General features: G+C 64.6%; 14 protein-coding genes. 8 read left to right on the plus strand and 6 right to left on the minus strand.

Annotated elements, in window-relative coordinates; all coding sequences use genetic code 11:
* Window positions 1-9: 9 nt before the first annotated feature.
* The gene (locus AC1VON_RS32070) at window positions 10-750 is read right to left on the minus strand and encodes a tellurite resistance TerB family protein (RefSeq protein WP_172348721.1); all 741 of its coding nucleotides are present in this window, start codon (window positions 748-750) and stop codon (window positions 10-12) included.
* 118 nt (window positions 751-868) lie between these two features.
* Window positions 869-1,798, minus strand: coding sequence for an oxygen-dependent tRNA uridine(34) hydroxylase TrhO (gene trhO, locus AC1VON_RS32075; RefSeq protein ID WP_483126069.1), 930 nt, complete (start codon window positions 1,796-1,798; stop codon window positions 869-871).
* Between the two features lie 229 nt (window positions 1,799-2,027).
* Between trhO and AC1VON_RS32080 the strand changes: the two genes are divergently transcribed.
* Window positions 2,028-2,666: a 2-dehydro-3-deoxy-phosphogluconate aldolase gene (locus AC1VON_RS32080; RefSeq protein ID WP_172348719.1), complete on the plus strand. Its 639-nt coding sequence runs from the start codon at window positions 2,028-2,030 to the stop codon at window positions 2,664-2,666.
* Window positions 2,667-2,670: 4 nt separating this feature from the next.
* Here the strand turns inward: AC1VON_RS32080 and AC1VON_RS32085 are convergent, their stop codons facing one another.
* Window positions 2,671-3,420 carry an SDR family oxidoreductase gene (locus tag AC1VON_RS32085; protein WP_172348718.1) on the minus strand — a complete coding sequence of 250 codons (750 nt, stop codon included), beginning with the start codon at window positions 3,418-3,420 and terminating at the stop codon, window positions 2,671-2,673.
* A 130-nt stretch (window positions 3,421-3,550) separates the two neighbouring features.
* On the opposite strand from AC1VON_RS32085, the gene AC1VON_RS32090 reads away from it, so the two are divergent.
* Window positions 3,551-4,444, plus strand: coding sequence for an AraC family transcriptional regulator (locus tag AC1VON_RS32090; protein WP_172348717.1), 894 nt, complete (start codon window positions 3,551-3,553; stop codon window positions 4,442-4,444).
* 103 nt (window positions 4,445-4,547) lie between these two features.
* On the opposite strand, the gene AC1VON_RS32095 is transcribed toward AC1VON_RS32090, so the two are convergent.
* The 3 genes from AC1VON_RS32095 to AC1VON_RS32105 all read right to left on the minus strand — a co-directional run bounded on the left by AC1VON_RS32095 (window position 4,548) and on the right by AC1VON_RS32105 (window position 8,738).
* Window positions 4,548-4,724 (minus strand): hypothetical protein, encoded by a 177-nt coding sequence (locus AC1VON_RS32095; RefSeq protein WP_172348716.1) that lies wholly within the window; start codon window positions 4,722-4,724, stop codon window positions 4,548-4,550.
* A gap of 177 nt (window positions 4,725-4,901) precedes the next feature.
* A complete protein-coding gene (locus AC1VON_RS32100) occupies window positions 4,902-6,710 on the minus strand; it encodes a peptidoglycan L,D-endopeptidase MepK (RefSeq protein WP_246740908.1) in 1,809 nt (602 codons plus the stop codon).
* A gap of 501 nt (window positions 6,711-7,211) precedes the next feature.
* A complete protein-coding gene (locus AC1VON_RS32105) occupies window positions 7,212-8,738 on the minus strand; it encodes a sigma-54-dependent transcriptional regulator (protein WP_172348715.1) in 1,527 nt (508 codons plus the stop codon).
* A gap of 172 nt (window positions 8,739-8,910) precedes the next feature.
* Between AC1VON_RS32105 and AC1VON_RS32110 the strand changes: the two genes are divergently transcribed.
* The 6 genes from AC1VON_RS32110 to AC1VON_RS32135 all read left to right on the plus strand — a co-directional run bounded on the left by AC1VON_RS32110 (window position 8,911) and on the right by AC1VON_RS32135 (window position 15,051).
* Window positions 8,911-10,749 carry a M3 family oligoendopeptidase gene (locus tag AC1VON_RS32110; RefSeq protein WP_483126070.1) on the plus strand — a complete coding sequence of 613 codons (1,839 nt, stop codon included), beginning with the start codon at window positions 8,911-8,913 and terminating at the stop codon, window positions 10,747-10,749.
* A 362-nt stretch (window positions 10,750-11,111) separates the two neighbouring features.
* Window positions 11,112-11,888: a proton-conducting membrane transporter gene (locus AC1VON_RS32115; RefSeq protein ID WP_172348713.1), complete on the plus strand. Its 777-nt coding sequence runs from the start codon at window positions 11,112-11,114 to the stop codon at window positions 11,886-11,888.
* 169 nt (window positions 11,889-12,057) lie between these two features.
* Window positions 12,058-13,203 (plus strand): aminodeoxychorismate synthase component I, encoded by a 1,146-nt coding sequence (locus AC1VON_RS32120; protein ID WP_483126071.1) that lies wholly within the window; start codon window positions 12,058-12,060, stop codon window positions 13,201-13,203.
* Window positions 13,152-13,814, plus strand: a complete 663-nt coding sequence (locus tag AC1VON_RS32125) for an aminotransferase class IV family protein (protein ID WP_483126072.1) — start codon at window positions 13,152-13,154, stop codon at window positions 13,812-13,814. The genes AC1VON_RS32120 and AC1VON_RS32125 overlap by 52 nt, the downstream gene beginning before the upstream one ends.
* 14 nt (window positions 13,815-13,828) lie before the next feature.
* Complete coding sequence (locus AC1VON_RS32130; RefSeq protein ID WP_483126073.1) at window positions 13,829-14,116, plus strand: YciI family protein; 288 nt, start codon at window positions 13,829-13,831, stop codon at window positions 14,114-14,116.
* Window positions 14,113-15,051 carry a heme-dependent oxidative N-demethylase family protein gene (locus AC1VON_RS32135; protein ID WP_483126074.1) on the plus strand — a complete coding sequence of 313 codons (939 nt, stop codon included), beginning with the start codon at window positions 14,113-14,115 and terminating at the stop codon, window positions 15,049-15,051. Before AC1VON_RS32130 ends, AC1VON_RS32135 begins: the two co-directional genes overlap by 4 nt.
* Window positions 15,052-15,134: the final 83 nt, after the last annotated feature.

Here is a 15,134-nt window from a genome sequence, read left to right on the forward strand (position 1 = left end):
CGTTTTGGCCTACCAGCGCGGGTTGGGGGAGGTCCCGACCTTTGTAGCCGGAACCTGGGCCGCCGAAACCGTCGCCTCGACATGGTCGACCAGCGCGTCCGGCAAGCCGAGCCGGCCGGCCAGCAGGTCGAGATAGCCGCGCTCGGCGCGTGTGTCGGGATCGATGGTGAGGCGCGATGCGGTGTAGAGTTCGAGTTTCTGCGCATCGGTCTGGGCACCTGCGACCAGCGTGTCGAGGTCGAGCGGGCTTTGCAGCTCCGCCATCAGGAATTTCTCGGCATCGGTGCCGATGCCCGCAAGGCTGAGCTTGCCGGCGATCTTCTTGCGCTCCTCATCGTCGACATGGCCGTCGGCCTTGGCCGCCGAGATCATCGCGCGAACGAGCGTCAGCGTGAACTCATCCTCGCCTTGCGGCGCCTGCGACGGGTGGAAGGCGGTGTCCTTGGGCGGCGGCAGCAATTCCGGTTCGCCGGCCGCGGGCGCCTGCTCCGGAGCATTGCCGGCCTTGTAGTTCTGGTAAGCCTTGTAGGCGAGACCGCCGATCGCGGCCAGGCCACCGAGCTTAACCGCGGTGCCGGTCACCTGACGCCCGGCGCCGGTCCCGAGCAGCACGGCCGCGAGCGCGCCAGCCGCAAGCGGATTGTCCTTGGCCATCTGCACAGCCTGGCCCGCCTTGTCGCGGACGGTGCCGCTGGTGCCGGGAATTTGCGAGCCGAGCAGATCGTCGAGAAGCTTCTTGGGATCGAACATTCAGTGCCTCCAGCATGCGCCCGGCCGAACGGGCAGGTTTCGAACGCCGAAGACGTAGGTCCCGGAACTTGACATTGCAATGACAGGCCGCCGCTTTGCCGCGGTTCCGGACCCCGGGTCAGGACCCGATATGCGGCCCCTTGCCCCGCGCCTCGGCGAGCTCGACCTGCCGCTGGCGCTCGGCATAACGCTGACGGTCCTCGTCCGACCGGGCATCGAAGCAATGCGGGCACGAGATACCGGCTGCATATTTCGGCGACGCCAGCTCGCTTGCCGTCAGCGGATGGCGGCAAGCACGGCAGAGTTCCGCGTCTCCCTGGGCGAGGCCGTGCGAAACGGAAACCCGCTCGTCGAAGACGAAGCACTCGCCTTGCCACAGGCTCCGCTCGGCCGGAACCTCCTCTAGATATTTGAGAATGCCGCCCTTGAGGTGGAATACGTCCTCGAAACCGAGCGACTTCACATAGGCCGTCGCCTTTTCGCAGCGAATGCCGCCGGTGCAGAACATCGCCACCTTGCGGCCTTCGAGCTCGGCTCGGTGCGCTTCCACCCAGGCCGGGAATTCGCGAAAGCTCGCGGTCGCCGGATCGACCGCGCCCTTGAAGGTGCCGATCGAAACTTCGTAAGCGTTGCGCGTGTCGATGACGATCGTGTCGGGCTCGGAAATCAGCGCGTTCCAATCGGCCGGTGCCACATAGGTGCCGGCGCTCGTCGCCGGGTCGATGGTCTCGATGCCCATGGTGACGATCTCGCGCTTCAGCCGCACCTTCATGCGGTGGAAGGGCATTTCCGCGGCACCGCTGTACTTGACCTCGAGGCCCGCCAGTCCGTCGATGGCTTCGATATAGTCGATCAGTTCAACGATCGCTGCTGCGCTGCCCGCGACCGTGCCGTTGATGCCTTCACGCGCCAGGAGCAGCGTGCCCTTGATGCCACGGCCGCAACAGAAGGCGGCGAGCGGCGCGCGCAGCTCGTCAAAGGCATCGAGCCGGGCAAACCGGTAGAGCGCGGCGACGCGGATGGGTTGGGTTGATGTGGGCGGTGTCATTGCCAGAGCAACTAGACGCTCGTAAATGCTGTTTCAAGGTGAAACGGGCTTTGGTGACTGTCATGGCCCTGTCGGGGAAGAGCCGATAAGCTGTCCCACAGCGCGTGACATCGCGACGCGACCGGTTTCGTGGACAGGCAAACACCCGTCTGCTAATCGGTTGAAATGAACTAGGAGCGCGCCACGCCGAGACGGATTCATGCGACGCGCTTAGGATACGGAGAGACAGATGCCCAGCAAGACCGAAAAACTCCTGTCGCTCCTCAATGGCCAGCCGGTCATACCGGTGCTGAAGATCGCCAATGTTGCCGATGCGGTGCCGCTGGCCCGCGCCCTGGCACGTGGCGGCCTGCCGGCGATCGAGATCACGCTGAGGACCGCCGATGCGTTGGAAGCGATCCGCCGCGTGGCGGCCGAAGTCGAGGACGCCATTGTCGGTGCCGGCACCATTCTCGACGCCCGCCAGTTCGGCGAAGCGGCGGCCGCTGGATCGAAATTCATTGTCAGCCCCGGCATCACCAGCCAGCTTCTGGCCGCGGCGAAAGACAGCGCCGTCCCGTTGCTGCCCGGCGCCATCACGCCTGGCGAGATCATGGCCGCGCGCGAGGCAGGCCTGCGCTTCCTGAAATTCTTCCCGGCCGAGCAGTCGGGCGGCATCGCGTCGCTGAAGGCCTTCGCCTCGCCGCTCGCCGATGTCAAATTCTGCCCGACCGGCGGCATCACCGGCAAGAATGCCGCCGACTACCTCGGCCTGCCCAATGTCATCTGCGTCGGCGGTTCCTGGGTCGCGCCCGACGACATGGTCAAGGCGGGCAAGTGGGACGAGATCGAATCGCTTGCACGTGAAGCGAGCAAGCTCAGGAAATAACCGATCACCAGGGCAGCGGACCGTTCTCATCGAAATAGCCGCCGGTGGGCCCGCCCGCCTTCAGCGTCGCCAATTGCACGATGATCCCGGCAGCCTGCTGCACCGTACGCCCGCCCCTATGCGCATTGAGGTCCGTCGCGGTGTAGCCGGGAGCGGCGGCGTTGACCATGATGCCGCGCGGCGAGAGTTCCCGGGCGAAGGCCACGGTGATGGCATTAAGCGCTGTTTTCGAGCTGCCATAGCTCATCACATTGGGCGACTGGCTGTTGCCGGCGGCCCGCGCGATCGAGCCGAGGTAGCTGCTGACCATGACGATGCGGGCGACGGGCGATGCCAGGAGCAGCGGCAGGAATGCCTGGGTGACGCGAACCGGGCCGAAGACGTTGACGTCATAGGTGGCCTTCATATCGGTGACATCCTCGCGGCTCGGCGGCCGTTCGTAGCGGCCGTCCGGTCCCAGCGCATCAACATAGCCGGGGGCAATGCCGGCATTGTTGACCAGCGCGTCGAGGCTGGATACCTGCGCTGTCAGGGTCTTGGCCGCGCTCGCCACGCTGTCGTCGCTGGCGACGTCGAGCTCGAGCCATTTGACGTCGAGCCCTTCGTTGCGCAACGCCTTTGCCGCGGCCTCCCCGCGCTCGGCATCGCGGGCGCCGAGCCAGACCTTGAACCCTTTTGTCCCCAGCCGGCGAGCGGTCTCGAGGCCGATACCCTTGTTGGCGCCGGTGACCAGCGCATTCCTCTGCGTCGTCATATCGATGTCTCCTTCTTTGGTGACCCAGAGATGACGTGCCTCGGCCGGTTTCGCGCGCCGGATACTCGCGTCCTCTTGCCTAATCCTCTCAACCGGTTGCGTAGGCCGCACGGATCGGCGATGCTGAAGAATGGAAGAGGTTTTGCAGGAATTGATCGGCATCGCCGGCCGCCATGCGCATGGGCGGCGCACGAAAACGGCGATCCCGCGCGTCACGATCGGCCGCAGCGAGGTTGCGACCCCGCCGCTGCCCGAGCTTTGCCAGCCGACGGCGCTGTTCGTGCTGCAGGGGGCGAAGACAGTGCTGGTCGGTGACCGCACGCTTCGCTATGGCGCCGGCAGCTATTTCGTCTATGCGGTGGAGACGCCGGCCACCAGTCAGCTCATCGAGGCGAGCAGCGCCCGTCCTTACACGGCCATCGCCTTCGCTCTCGATGTCGGGCTGATCGCTGCCCTGATCATCGACCACAAGCCGGCGGTCGACGGCGACGGCTTCGTGACCAACCGGGCCGATGACGAACTGCTCGATGCATGGCGCCGCATGCTGCGGCTGCTCGACCGGCCAACCGAAATTCCCGTGCTCGCGCCCATGCTCGAACGCGAGATCGCATTCCGCTTGCTGCAGGGTCCGCAAGGAGTGAAGTTGCGGCAGCTCGCGCACGCCGATGGCCGCCTGTCACAGATACGCCGCGCCACCGCCTGGATACGAGCACATTACAACGAACCCATCGACGTGACGGAACTGGCCGAACTCGCGCATATGAGCAATGCTTCGTTCCATCGCCATTTCAAGGCGGCGACCGCCATGAGCCCGATCCAGTATCAGAAGCAGGTGCGTCTGCTGGAGGCTCGTCATCTGCTGATCGCGGAGCCGGGAAGCGCCACGCGTGTCGCCTTTGCCGTCGGCTATGAAAGCGCGTCCCAGTTCAGCCGGGAATACGCGCGCCATTTCGGACTGCCGCCGGCGCGCGACGCCGCCCGGCTTCTGGCCAAGGGCGAAGCAGCCACGCTGGAAATCGACTAAAGCGCTCGGAACCAAGCCGTAAGCACTGCGTCGGCTGGCACATGAAAAGCCCGGCCGACTCTCGTCGACCGGGCCAATTCTCCCGGATCCCATCGGTTCCGGATTAGCGGCAGACCTTGACCTTCTCGGTCACCCTGTGATGGTGCACCCAATGCGTGACCAGCTTGGTCCTGCAGTGATGCTTGCCATTCTTGATGATCACGGTTTCGGCTTGCGATGGAGCGATCGCGGCAGATGCTGCAACCAATGCCAGAACGGATGCCAGTAGAATTTTCTTCATGAATATCCCCAGGGTTGGAACGTACCCACGCTAACCCGGAAACAGCCGGGCCGTTCCGGCTTCACGAGAAGTTCAGTCGCGCGTGATCCGCGGGGTTGGGTGCCGCATGCATCACGCCCGGACAGCAAAAAGCCGCGCTGGTCGCCCGACGCGGCTTTGTCTCGTCTGGCCAGCAGGCTATTTCGTCTGGAAGCGGGCCACCGACATGAACTTGACGGCGTTGCCGGTGAACCGGTTGGCGTCGGCCACCTGGTTGCTCGGCTGGAAGCCGGCCGTATAGACCTCGCTCGGCGGCGTATGCACGATGTTGTAGGCGTAACCCGGCGCCGTCGTCGCACTCGAAGCGGTGGCGACGTTCTCGCCGCTGGTCAGCGCCCAACGGGCGGCCTGGGGCGCCGCGGCGACCACCATGGCCTTGGGGCCGGGCTTCAGGTCGCGGGCGGTGGCCCTGGCTTCCTTGCGGGTCGTCTTCACGCCGGCACCGATCGCGGCGGCCGGATCGGAACCGGCCGGACGGGCAGCAACGGCCTGACGTGGCGTTGCGACATCGACATAAGACGGATCATTGAAGGCCGAGCGCGGCTCTTCAGCCAGCGACGCAACCTTATATTCATCGGCATTGCCGACCTGGGCATTGGCCTCGTCGAGCACGGCCTTGACGGCGTCCGGCTTGGCCGGTTCGGGACGCGCCGTCGGCAGCACCGAGAACGCATCGGACGCGGTCTTGCCCTGTTCGGCCGTATCCGCCAACGCCATCAGCACATCCTTGCTGGGCGGCGGTGCGAGATCAGCCGGAAGCGTGCGTTCAGGACGCCACGTCGGCAAGGGGATGTTGTTGACGGCAACCTGCGCCGGATCGGCCGCCGCCGCAGCAGCGGCGGGATCAGTCTTGCCGAACGGCATGTTCGCCGGCGCCTGCGCGGTCGCCACGGCCTGTTCGGTGGTCGCAGTCGCGTCCGCCATGGCGAACGGAACATTCTCAGGCTGCGCGCCGACATCGGCCTTCGGCCGCGGCGCGAAATCGGGCAGCGGAATCTCCTTGGCCGGCAGCGCGGCGATGATCGTTTCCGGCGTATCCTTTTCCGGTTCCGGAGCCTGCTCGTCGGCAATCTGCGGAATGTTGGCGCGCTGCGCATTCTCGGGCGCGACGATGGCGATGCCCGGCAGGTTGCTGCTCTTGGCGGCCGCAGCCGCCGGCTTCAGGTTTCTAGGCTTGGGCGCAGGGGCAGCCGAAGCGGTCTCGACATCGGCGCTGTCATCGGCTTCGTCCTCGCCGCCACCGCCGAAGAAGGCGGAAAGGAACCCGCCGGATTTCTTGCTGCTACCACCGGCACTGGCCAGTTCGATGTTGGGTGTGCCGGAGCCCTTGCGGGACTTGTAGGAGGCGAGCGCCTGTTCATAGCCGGGCAGCGGTCGGCCGTCGCTCGGCACGTGCAGCGTCTTGCCGTTGGGGAACAGGCTGACCAGTTCCTGACGGCTGATACCGGGCCAATGGCGCACATTGCCGACATCCATATGGACGAACGGCGAACCGGAGGTCGGATAGTAGCCGACGCCACCGCCCTGCATCTTCAGGCCGATGTTGCGCAGCTTCTTCAGCGGCACGCCGGGAATATAGAAATCCATCGCCTTGCCGAGCATATGCTGGCTCTTCTCGGCGACACCCCGGCTGCGGCTGCGCAGCATCGAATTGGTCGACGGCGAACGGTAGCCGCAGACGACCTGGATATAGTCGGTGGCGCCGCTTTCCCGATATGCCTCCCAGACCAGGTCCAGCAGGCGCGGATCCATCTTGGTCGGCTCGTTGCGGCGCCAGTCGCGCAGGATGATGTTGATCTTCCTCAAGCCCTCCGGATCGTAGCGGCCATTGCGCTTGTAGACGATCTCCGCCTTCTCATGCGTGTGGAGGTGGTAGAGCTTCAGCGAACGAACTTCGGCCTGGGCGCCGGTGGCGGCCGCGGCAACAAAACCAAAAGCGACAATCACCGCTGCCAGCCATCTCGGCCAGACGCTCAGATGATGATACCGCCCGTTTGTGAGTCGTTCGATTCTGTTCAAATCAAAAGGCCTTGCAGGCTGCCGTTTGTCCCCGGATTTGCCCAAACGGACGTGTCGTTTTCACATCCGAATATCAATCCTAATGGTTAATCATCGCTTATTGAAGCCGAAATGCGGTAACACCATGGCGATATCCCGTCAAAAATTGATCACAAGGTTTCTTGGTAAACCGCTGGTTTAGATCAGGATTCCGGCTTTTGACAGAACACGATCTGTTACCATTAGCCTTAATGCGTGAACAGAGCTGTCCACGGGCTTGCCATATTCCGGCCGAACCCCGCTGACAGCGGGACAAACTCTGGCATCGCAAGCTGGTCCCGGCCTTGCGTCCGATGCACATTACCCAACCCGGCTTCGGTTTCGGGGCGAACGACATGCATGAGAACGTGACCTGACACGCGGCGGCTATGCGGTTCGACACAACGCGATTTAGGACGCCAGCCGTTCCGCGCGGCCGGTTTCCGGGTCGATGCCGTATTCCTTGAGCTTGCGGTAAAGCGTCGAGCGGCCGATGCCGAGGCGGCGCGCGACTTCGCTCATCTGGCCGTTGTAATGGTCGATGGCGAGCTTGATCATCTCGAGTTCGACGTCGGCGAGCGCCCGCACATTGCCACGTTCGTCGAGCGCCCGCAGGGTGCCGAAGCGAGGCTGAAGCCGGGGGGGCAGTTCAGCCTCGGCCATCGAGGCTGCCTCGCCGGCCAGGATATCATCGTCGCGAGGTTCCAGCGACGGTGGCGTGGCGACATCCGTTTCGAGATTGACGGTGCCTTCGACCTGCGCCCGGATCTGTGGAAAATCATCGACATCGAGCACGTCGCCTTCACACAGCACCGAAGCGCGGAAGACGGCGTTTTCCAGCTGCCGGATGTTGCCGGGCCAGTCATAGGCCTGCAGCACGGCAAGTGCCGGCGCCGAAATGCCTTGCAGTCGATGGCGCGGGTCGGCGGGTGCCACCTTCTCCATGAAATGCGTGACCAGATGCGGAATGTCGTCGCGGCGGTCGCGCAGCGGCGGCACGAGGATCGGATAGACATTCAGCCGGTAGAACAGATCCTCGCGGAACCTGCCGTCCTTGACCTGCTGCAGGAGGTTGCGGTGCGTCGCCGAAATCAGCCTTATGTCGACCTTGACGGTCGAGCGCCCCCCGACCGGATCGACCTCGCCCTCCTGCACGGCGCGCAACAGCTTGACCTGGACGTCGAGCGGCAAGTCGCCGATCTCGTCGAGGAACAGCGTGCCCGTATGCGCTTCGACGAACTTGCCGGTGTGTTTGTCGGTGGCGCCGGTGAACGAGCCCTTCTCGTGGCCGAACAGGATCGATTCGACCAGATTATCGGGGATGGCGCCGCAATTGACGGTGACGAAAGGCTTCGTGCGGCGGTCGCCGCTGCCCTGAATGGCGCGTGCCACCAGTTCCTTGCCGACGCCGGATTCGCCTTCGATCAGGATCGGGATGTTGGAGGCGGCCGCTTTCTGGCCAAGCCGTATCACCCTGTCCATGGCCGGGCTGTGGGTGATCATGTCCTTGAAGGTCAGCAGCCCGCCGCGCCTGCGCGAAGTGCGCTTGACCTCGCCCTCGACCGCTTCGACCTTGAGCGCATTGGCGATCGACGCCTGCAGCCTGTCGGGCGAGGCCGGCTTGACGACGAAATCGAAGGCGCCATGGCGCATCGCCGACACAACGGTTTCGATGCCGCCCTGGGCGGTCTGGACGATGACCGGGACGGTGATGTCGCGTTCACGCATCGCCTTCAGCACGCCGATGCCGTCGAGACCGGGCATGACGAGATCGAGGATCACCACCGAAACGTCGCGGGCCGTTGGCCCGTCGAGCACTTCAAGGCCGGCGGCACCGCCGTCGACGACGATTGCCGGGTGGCCAAAGCGCGTCACCGCAGCCTCGAGCAGCCGGCGCTGCACGGGATCGTCATCGACTATGAGTATGGAACCTGTCATGACTGTCTTGATTTGCCCGCGCCCGAAATCCCCATGGATCATCTTGGCACAGGGTTCTAAACAAGGTTTCAAAAAACCCGGTGAACGAATTCCTTAGGATTTGACCGGCTTCTCCGTCCTCCCTGATTCTGCCCCCTTGATTCTGACCCCGTGATTCACAGAAGGTATGTCGATGCGCATGATGTTTGGTCGGCGGCTCGCGGCACCAGCGTCCGGTCAGGGCGCGGTCGAGCTTGGCGATCTGCCGGAATGGAACCTTGCCGACCTCTATGCCGGCATGGAAGCCCCGGAACTGAAGCGCGACATCGCCAGGGCCGCCGCCGACGCGATCGCTTTCGAGACCCGCTGGAAGGGTACGCTCGCCGCCGAGGCTGGGCGCGGCAGCGCCGGCAAGCTGGGCGAGGCGCTGGTCGCCTACGAGGCGCTGGAGGAACTGATTGGCCGCATCGTGTCCTATGCCGGCCTGGTCTACGCCGGCAACACCGCCGACCCGCAGCGCGCCAAGCTCTATGGCGACACCCAGGAGAGGATGACCGACGCCAGTGCGCATCTTCTGTTCTTCGCGCTCGAACTGAACCTGATCGATGACGCAGCGATCGAAAGCGCGCTGGCTAGCGATCCCGCTTTCGGCCACTACCGGCCCTGGGTGCTCGACCTGCGCATGGACAAGCCCTACCAGCTCGAGGATCGTGTCGAGCAGCTTTTCCATGAGAAGTCGATCACCGGACGCGGCGCCTGGAACCGTCTGTTCGACGAGACGATGACCGACCTTCGCTTCAACGTCGATGGTGAGGAATTGACACTCGAGCCGGCGCTCAACCGTTTGCAGGATGCCGACGGCGAGGTGCGCCGCCGCGCCTCCGAGGCGCTGGCCGCGACCTTCCGCAAGAATTTGCGCACCTTCACGCTGATCACCAACACGCTGGCCAAGGACAAGGAAATATCCGACCGCTGGCGCGGCTTCGAGGACATTGCCGATTCACGCCATCTCGCCAACCGTGTCGAGCGCGGCGTGGTCGATGCGCTCGCCGCAGCGGTGCGCGAGGCCTATCCGCGCCTGTCGCACCGCTACTACGCGATGAAGGCGCGGTGGCTCGGCATGGAGGTGATGAACCACTGGGATCGCAACGCACCACTGCCGGAGACGCCGCAGGCGGTGATCGGCTGGGATGAGGCCAGGAACACCGTACTGTCCGCCTATCAGCGCTTCTCGCCCGAGATGGCCGAGATCGCGCGCACCTTCTTCGATCGCAACTGGATCGACGCCCCGGTAAGGCCCGGCAAGTCGCCCGGTGCCTTTGCCCATCCGACCGTGCCGTCGGCGCACCCCTATGTGCTGCTCAACTACATGGGCAAGCCGCGCGATGTGATGACGCTGGCGCATGAGCTCGGCCACGGCGTGCATCAGGTGCTGGCCGCCGGCCAGGGCGCGCTGATGGCCTCGACGCCGCTGACGCTGGCCGAGACCGCTTCCGTGTTCGGCGAGATGCTGACCTTCCGCTCTCTGCTCGAGCGGACCACCGACAGGCGTGAGCGCAAGGCCATGCTCGCCCAGAAGGTCGAGGACATGATCAATACGGTGGTGCGCCAGATCGCCTTCTACGAATTCGAGCGCAAGGTGCATGCCGAACGCCGCAACGGCGAACTGACGTCCGACAGGCTCGGCCAGTTCTGGCTGGAAGTGCAGGCCGAAAGCCTGGGACCCGCGATCAAGCTGCGCGAAGGCTACGAGGTCTTCTGGACCTACATCCCGCACTTCATCCATTCGCCCTTCTACGTCTATGCCTATGCTTTCGGCGACTGCCTGGTGAACTCGCTCTACGCGGTCTACCAGAACGCCGAGCGCGGCTTCCAGGACAAGTATTTCGAGATGCTGCGCGCCGGCGGCACAAAGCATCATTCGCAGCTTCTGGCGCCCTTCGGCCTCGACGCCACCGATCCCGCCTTCTGGCAGATCGGGCTTGGCGTGATCAGCGGCCTGATCGACGAACTGGAATCCCTCGACAGCTGAGACGCGCGTCTCGCATGGGCAGAACAGTTTAGCCGGAATGCATGTTGGGATTGCAGTATTCTTGCGCTAAATATTTGTTCTTGAAGAACTCTAGGCAGAAGTTTTTCCCATAGCTTTCCGTAAGCTCTATGATAGCCTTCGCTTCAAGCTCAGCCGGAGCGCATGCGGATCGGCGAGGGAAATCTCAGCCGGCCGTGCCGCTCAGGCGAACGCGACAACGGCCGTTGGCCATGGGCAAGCAAAGCCGATTGCCAACAGCTCGAACCGAAGCCGGCTGTTCTGCGAACCCGCGGAAACATCACCGAGTAGTCCATCGCCGAAGGTCATGACCCACGGCAGACGGATCTGACTGGAGAGAGACAATGGGCACTTTTTTCTACGTGATCCTGGCGTTCCTGGTAGGCGTGTTGGTTGGCTGGTTCATCTGGGGTCGCCTGCGTGGTGAACTCGACAGCCTTCGCGGCGACCTCGACCGAACCCGCGGCGAGCGCGACCGGCTGCGTGCCGACAGCGACCGGCTGACCGGCGAACTGAATGCATGCGGCAAGACCCGCGCCGACCTCGAGCGCCAGTTGCGCGACGCGCAGGCTTCCTCGGGTGGCGGAGCAAAGGCCGCCAGCCAACCCCCGGCAGCCCTCCTGTCGACGCCAGCCGCCGCCAAATCCGCTCCGCCCGCGGCCAAGGCCGCGCCTGCCAAACCTGCCGCGGAGGCGGCGCCGGCGAAAGCCGCCGCCACCAAGTCGGTGGCGCCGAAGCCAGCGGCCGCCAAACCCGCCGCAAGCAAAACCGCAGCCTCTGCCGCGTCCTCGGCAAAGAGCTCGGCCGCGCCCAAGCCGGCAGCCGCCAAGAAGGCCGCACCGGCGGCAGCCAAGCCTGCGGGGGGCAAGCCCGACAATCTGCGCCGGCTGATCGGTATCGGCCCGGTCAACGAAAAGCTGCTCAAGGCGCAGGGCATCACCACCTTCGCCCAGATCGCCGCCTGGACGGCAGCCGACATCAAGCGGATCGAGGACGTGATGAACTTCGACGGCCGCATCGCGCGCGAACGCTGGATCGAGCAAGCCAAGCTGCTCGCCGCCGGCGACGAGAAGGAATTCGCCAAGCAGTTTCCGACAGCCGGGACTGCCAGCAACACCTGAGCCGCACAGGCAGATCGTCAAGCCGGCGGGGCCACAGGCCCCGCCGATTTCTTTTTGGCGGGCAGGGCCGCCAAGAGGTCGGCTTTGAGGGGCAAGGTGCCGTTCCCTCGATTGCACGCGGGCGGCCCCCCATATAGAGCGATCGACGGCTTCATCGATCCTGGTCCCCATGTCCCTGCCCGCCGCCATTTTCCGCAACGACGAAAGCGCGCGTCAGCTCGTTTTCGACCGGCCGGCCGACATCATCGTGGCGCATGAGGCGCGTGATTTCCTGCCGGCGCTGGAAGCAGCGCAGGCCGCGCACGACGCCGGCAAATGGCTGGCCGGCTATTTCTCCTATGAGGCGGGCTACCTGCTCGAGCCGAAACTCGTTCCCTTGCTGCCGGGCCGGCGCCGCGCACCGCTGATCTGCCTCGGCGTCTTCGACGCTCCGGTCGAGGACGCCGTGCCGCCACGCAACGCAATGGCCACCAACGGCCCGATCTTCGATGCAAGGGCGGCCTGGTCGTTCGAGGATTACGAAAAGCGTTTCTCGCGGCTGCATCAGCACATCAGGCAAGGCGATTGCTACCAGGGCAATCTGACCTTTCCGGTGCAGGCGCAATGGTCGGGCGACCCGCTTGCCGCGTTCGATGCGCTGACCGAGCGCCAGCCGGTGAAGTATGGCGCACTGGTGGCGCTTGGCGATCCCATCGTGCTGTCGCGCTCGCCCGAACTGTTCTTCGAGATCAATGCCGCCGGGATGATCGAGACGCATCCGATGAAGGGCACGGCCCCGCGCGGCGCGACCAGGGATGAGGACGAGCGGCAGAAGACCTTCCTGCGCAATGACGAGAAGAACCAGGCAGAGAACCGGATGATCGTCGACCTCTTGCGCAACGACATCTCGCTGATCAGCGAGGTCGGCACGCTGGAGGTGCCCGAACTGTTCCGCATCGAGAGCTACCCGACCGTCCACCAGATGGTCAGCGACGTCAGGGCGAAGCTGCTGCCGGGCATCTCCATCCGCCGGATCTTCGCGGCTTTGTTTCCCTGTGGCTCGATCACCGGGGCGCCGAAGATCCGCGCCATGGAGATCCTGCACGATCTGGAAGGCACGCCGCGCGACGTCTATTGCGGCGCCATCGGCTGGATCGCGCCCGGCGGCACGATGCGCTTTTCCGTGGCGATCCGCACCATCTCGCTCTTTGCCAAGGGCGAGGCCGTCTACAATGTCGGCGGCGGCATCGTCTTCGATTCGACGGCGCAAGAGGAGTATCAGGAGTGTCTGCTCAAAGCCCGCTTCGCGACGGGGACACCGCCGATTTCGAGCTGATCGAGACCATGCGCTGGCAGCCCGAGACAGGCTTCCTGCGCTTCGACCGCCACCTTGCACGCCTCTATGGCTCGGCGGCGGAGCTTGGCTTCGCCTGCGATCCGCAAAAGGTTGGCGCCGTGCTGGGCAACGCGATCGACGGCGCCCGCACCGCCATGCGCGCGCGGCTGGCCTTGGCACGCAACGGCGAAGCCACCGCCTCGGCGCACCCCTACGAACCGCTCGCCGCCGATAAGGTCTGGGTGCTGCGGCTGGCGCGGACCAGGCTCGATTCGAGCAACACGCTGCTGCGCCACAAGACAAGCCGGCGCCAGCTCTACACCCATGCCCGATCCGAATATCTCGTCACCCAGGCCGAGGAGGTGATCCTGGCCAATGAGCGTGGCGAAATCTGTGAAGGCACCATCACCAATGTCTTCGCCGATTTCGGCGATGGCGTGCTGGCAACGCCCCGGCTGGACTGCGGCCTGCTGCCTGGCGTATTGCGCGCCGCGCTTCTGGATGAAGGCCGGGCGGCGGAAGCAATCTACACCTACGACGACCTGAAGTCGGCCAAGGCTCTCTTTGTCGGCAATTCGCTGCGCGGCTTGATCCCCGCAAGGCTGGGGTGACCGGGAAGAACGCCATGTTCGTCGTTTCGCTGAACTACAAGCTGCCTCTGACCGAGATCGACCGCTTGCAGGCGGCGCATGTCGAATGGCTGAAGGCCTGCTATGCAGAGGGCATCTTCATTGCCTCCGGCCCGAAGAAGCCGAGGACCGGCGGCATCATCATCGCGCAATGTTCGCGCGAGATCCTCGATGCCAGGCTGGCCGCGGACCCCTTCGCCAAGGCAGGCGCCGCGGACTACGATGTCACCGAATTCCTGGCGAGGATGACCGCCGCCAATCTCGACGCCTTCAAGGAAGCATGAGCTTGGTCGAAGCCCTGCCCACCCATACCCCCTATGACGGTTCGTCGAAGCTGTTCAACATCGGGCTGAAGCCGCTCGACCCCGCGAACTGGATCGAGGTCGACGGTCATCTCCTGCCCTATCTCGCCGAGAAGCGCCGGCTTTATGCCGAAATTCCCGAACGGGTTTTCGTCCAGGAGGACGGCACGCGAGACACCCAGCAGGAAGTGCTCGACTTGCTCGAAGCCTATCTGCCGGAGCGATTTCCGCAGACCCATCGCCGCACCGATGCGGGCATCGAGGTGATGGGCGCCGCGGACCACCCTGCTTTGACTTCGGGGCTGGCCGACGCCCCGCTGGTCGCGGCCTCGCTGCTGGTCCAGGAAGACCTGATCCTGATGCGCCGCGACGACAGCGGCTGGCGGCTCGCCGCCGGCTCGCTGTGCTTTCCCTCGTCCTGGTCGCTGCTCGAAAAATTCGGCAAGCCGCTGCAACGTATCCATGAGCCCGTGCCCGGCTTCGGCCCGGGAACGCGCCCCGCCGAACTCATCAACCGCATGTTCGACGGCCTGCAGGGCCAGGCGGTCGAGCGCTTCAACTGGTCGATCCAGGCCGACAATGCGCTCTATCATCCGCTGTCCAATGTCGAGCGCATCGACCGTGCCACCAATAGGCCGACACGCTTCCCCGACGGTGACGTCAAGGCGCACGCCTTCATCCGCGTCGAGCGCCAGACGCTGCGTAAACTGCCCGCCTCGCGCGACATCCTGTTCACTATCCGCATCCACCTCGACCCGCTCGCCGTGCTGGAGCGGCATCCGGATCGGGCGACGCTCGCACTGTCCTTTGCCGCCCAGCTCGAAGCGCTCGATCTCGACCAGCTCGACTACAAGGGCCTGACATCGGACCGCGATAGGCTTGTCGCCGTCCTTAACCACATGGCCAAGGACGGCTAGCCACAGGTTGGCGCTTTTCGCTGGTTTATGACAATGATCTGTGATGTAGCGCAGGCCGTTGGCGAAAATGCCCGGTTTTTTGC

The sequence above is a fragment of the Mesorhizobium sp. HAY1-8B genome (assembly GCF_056868045.1).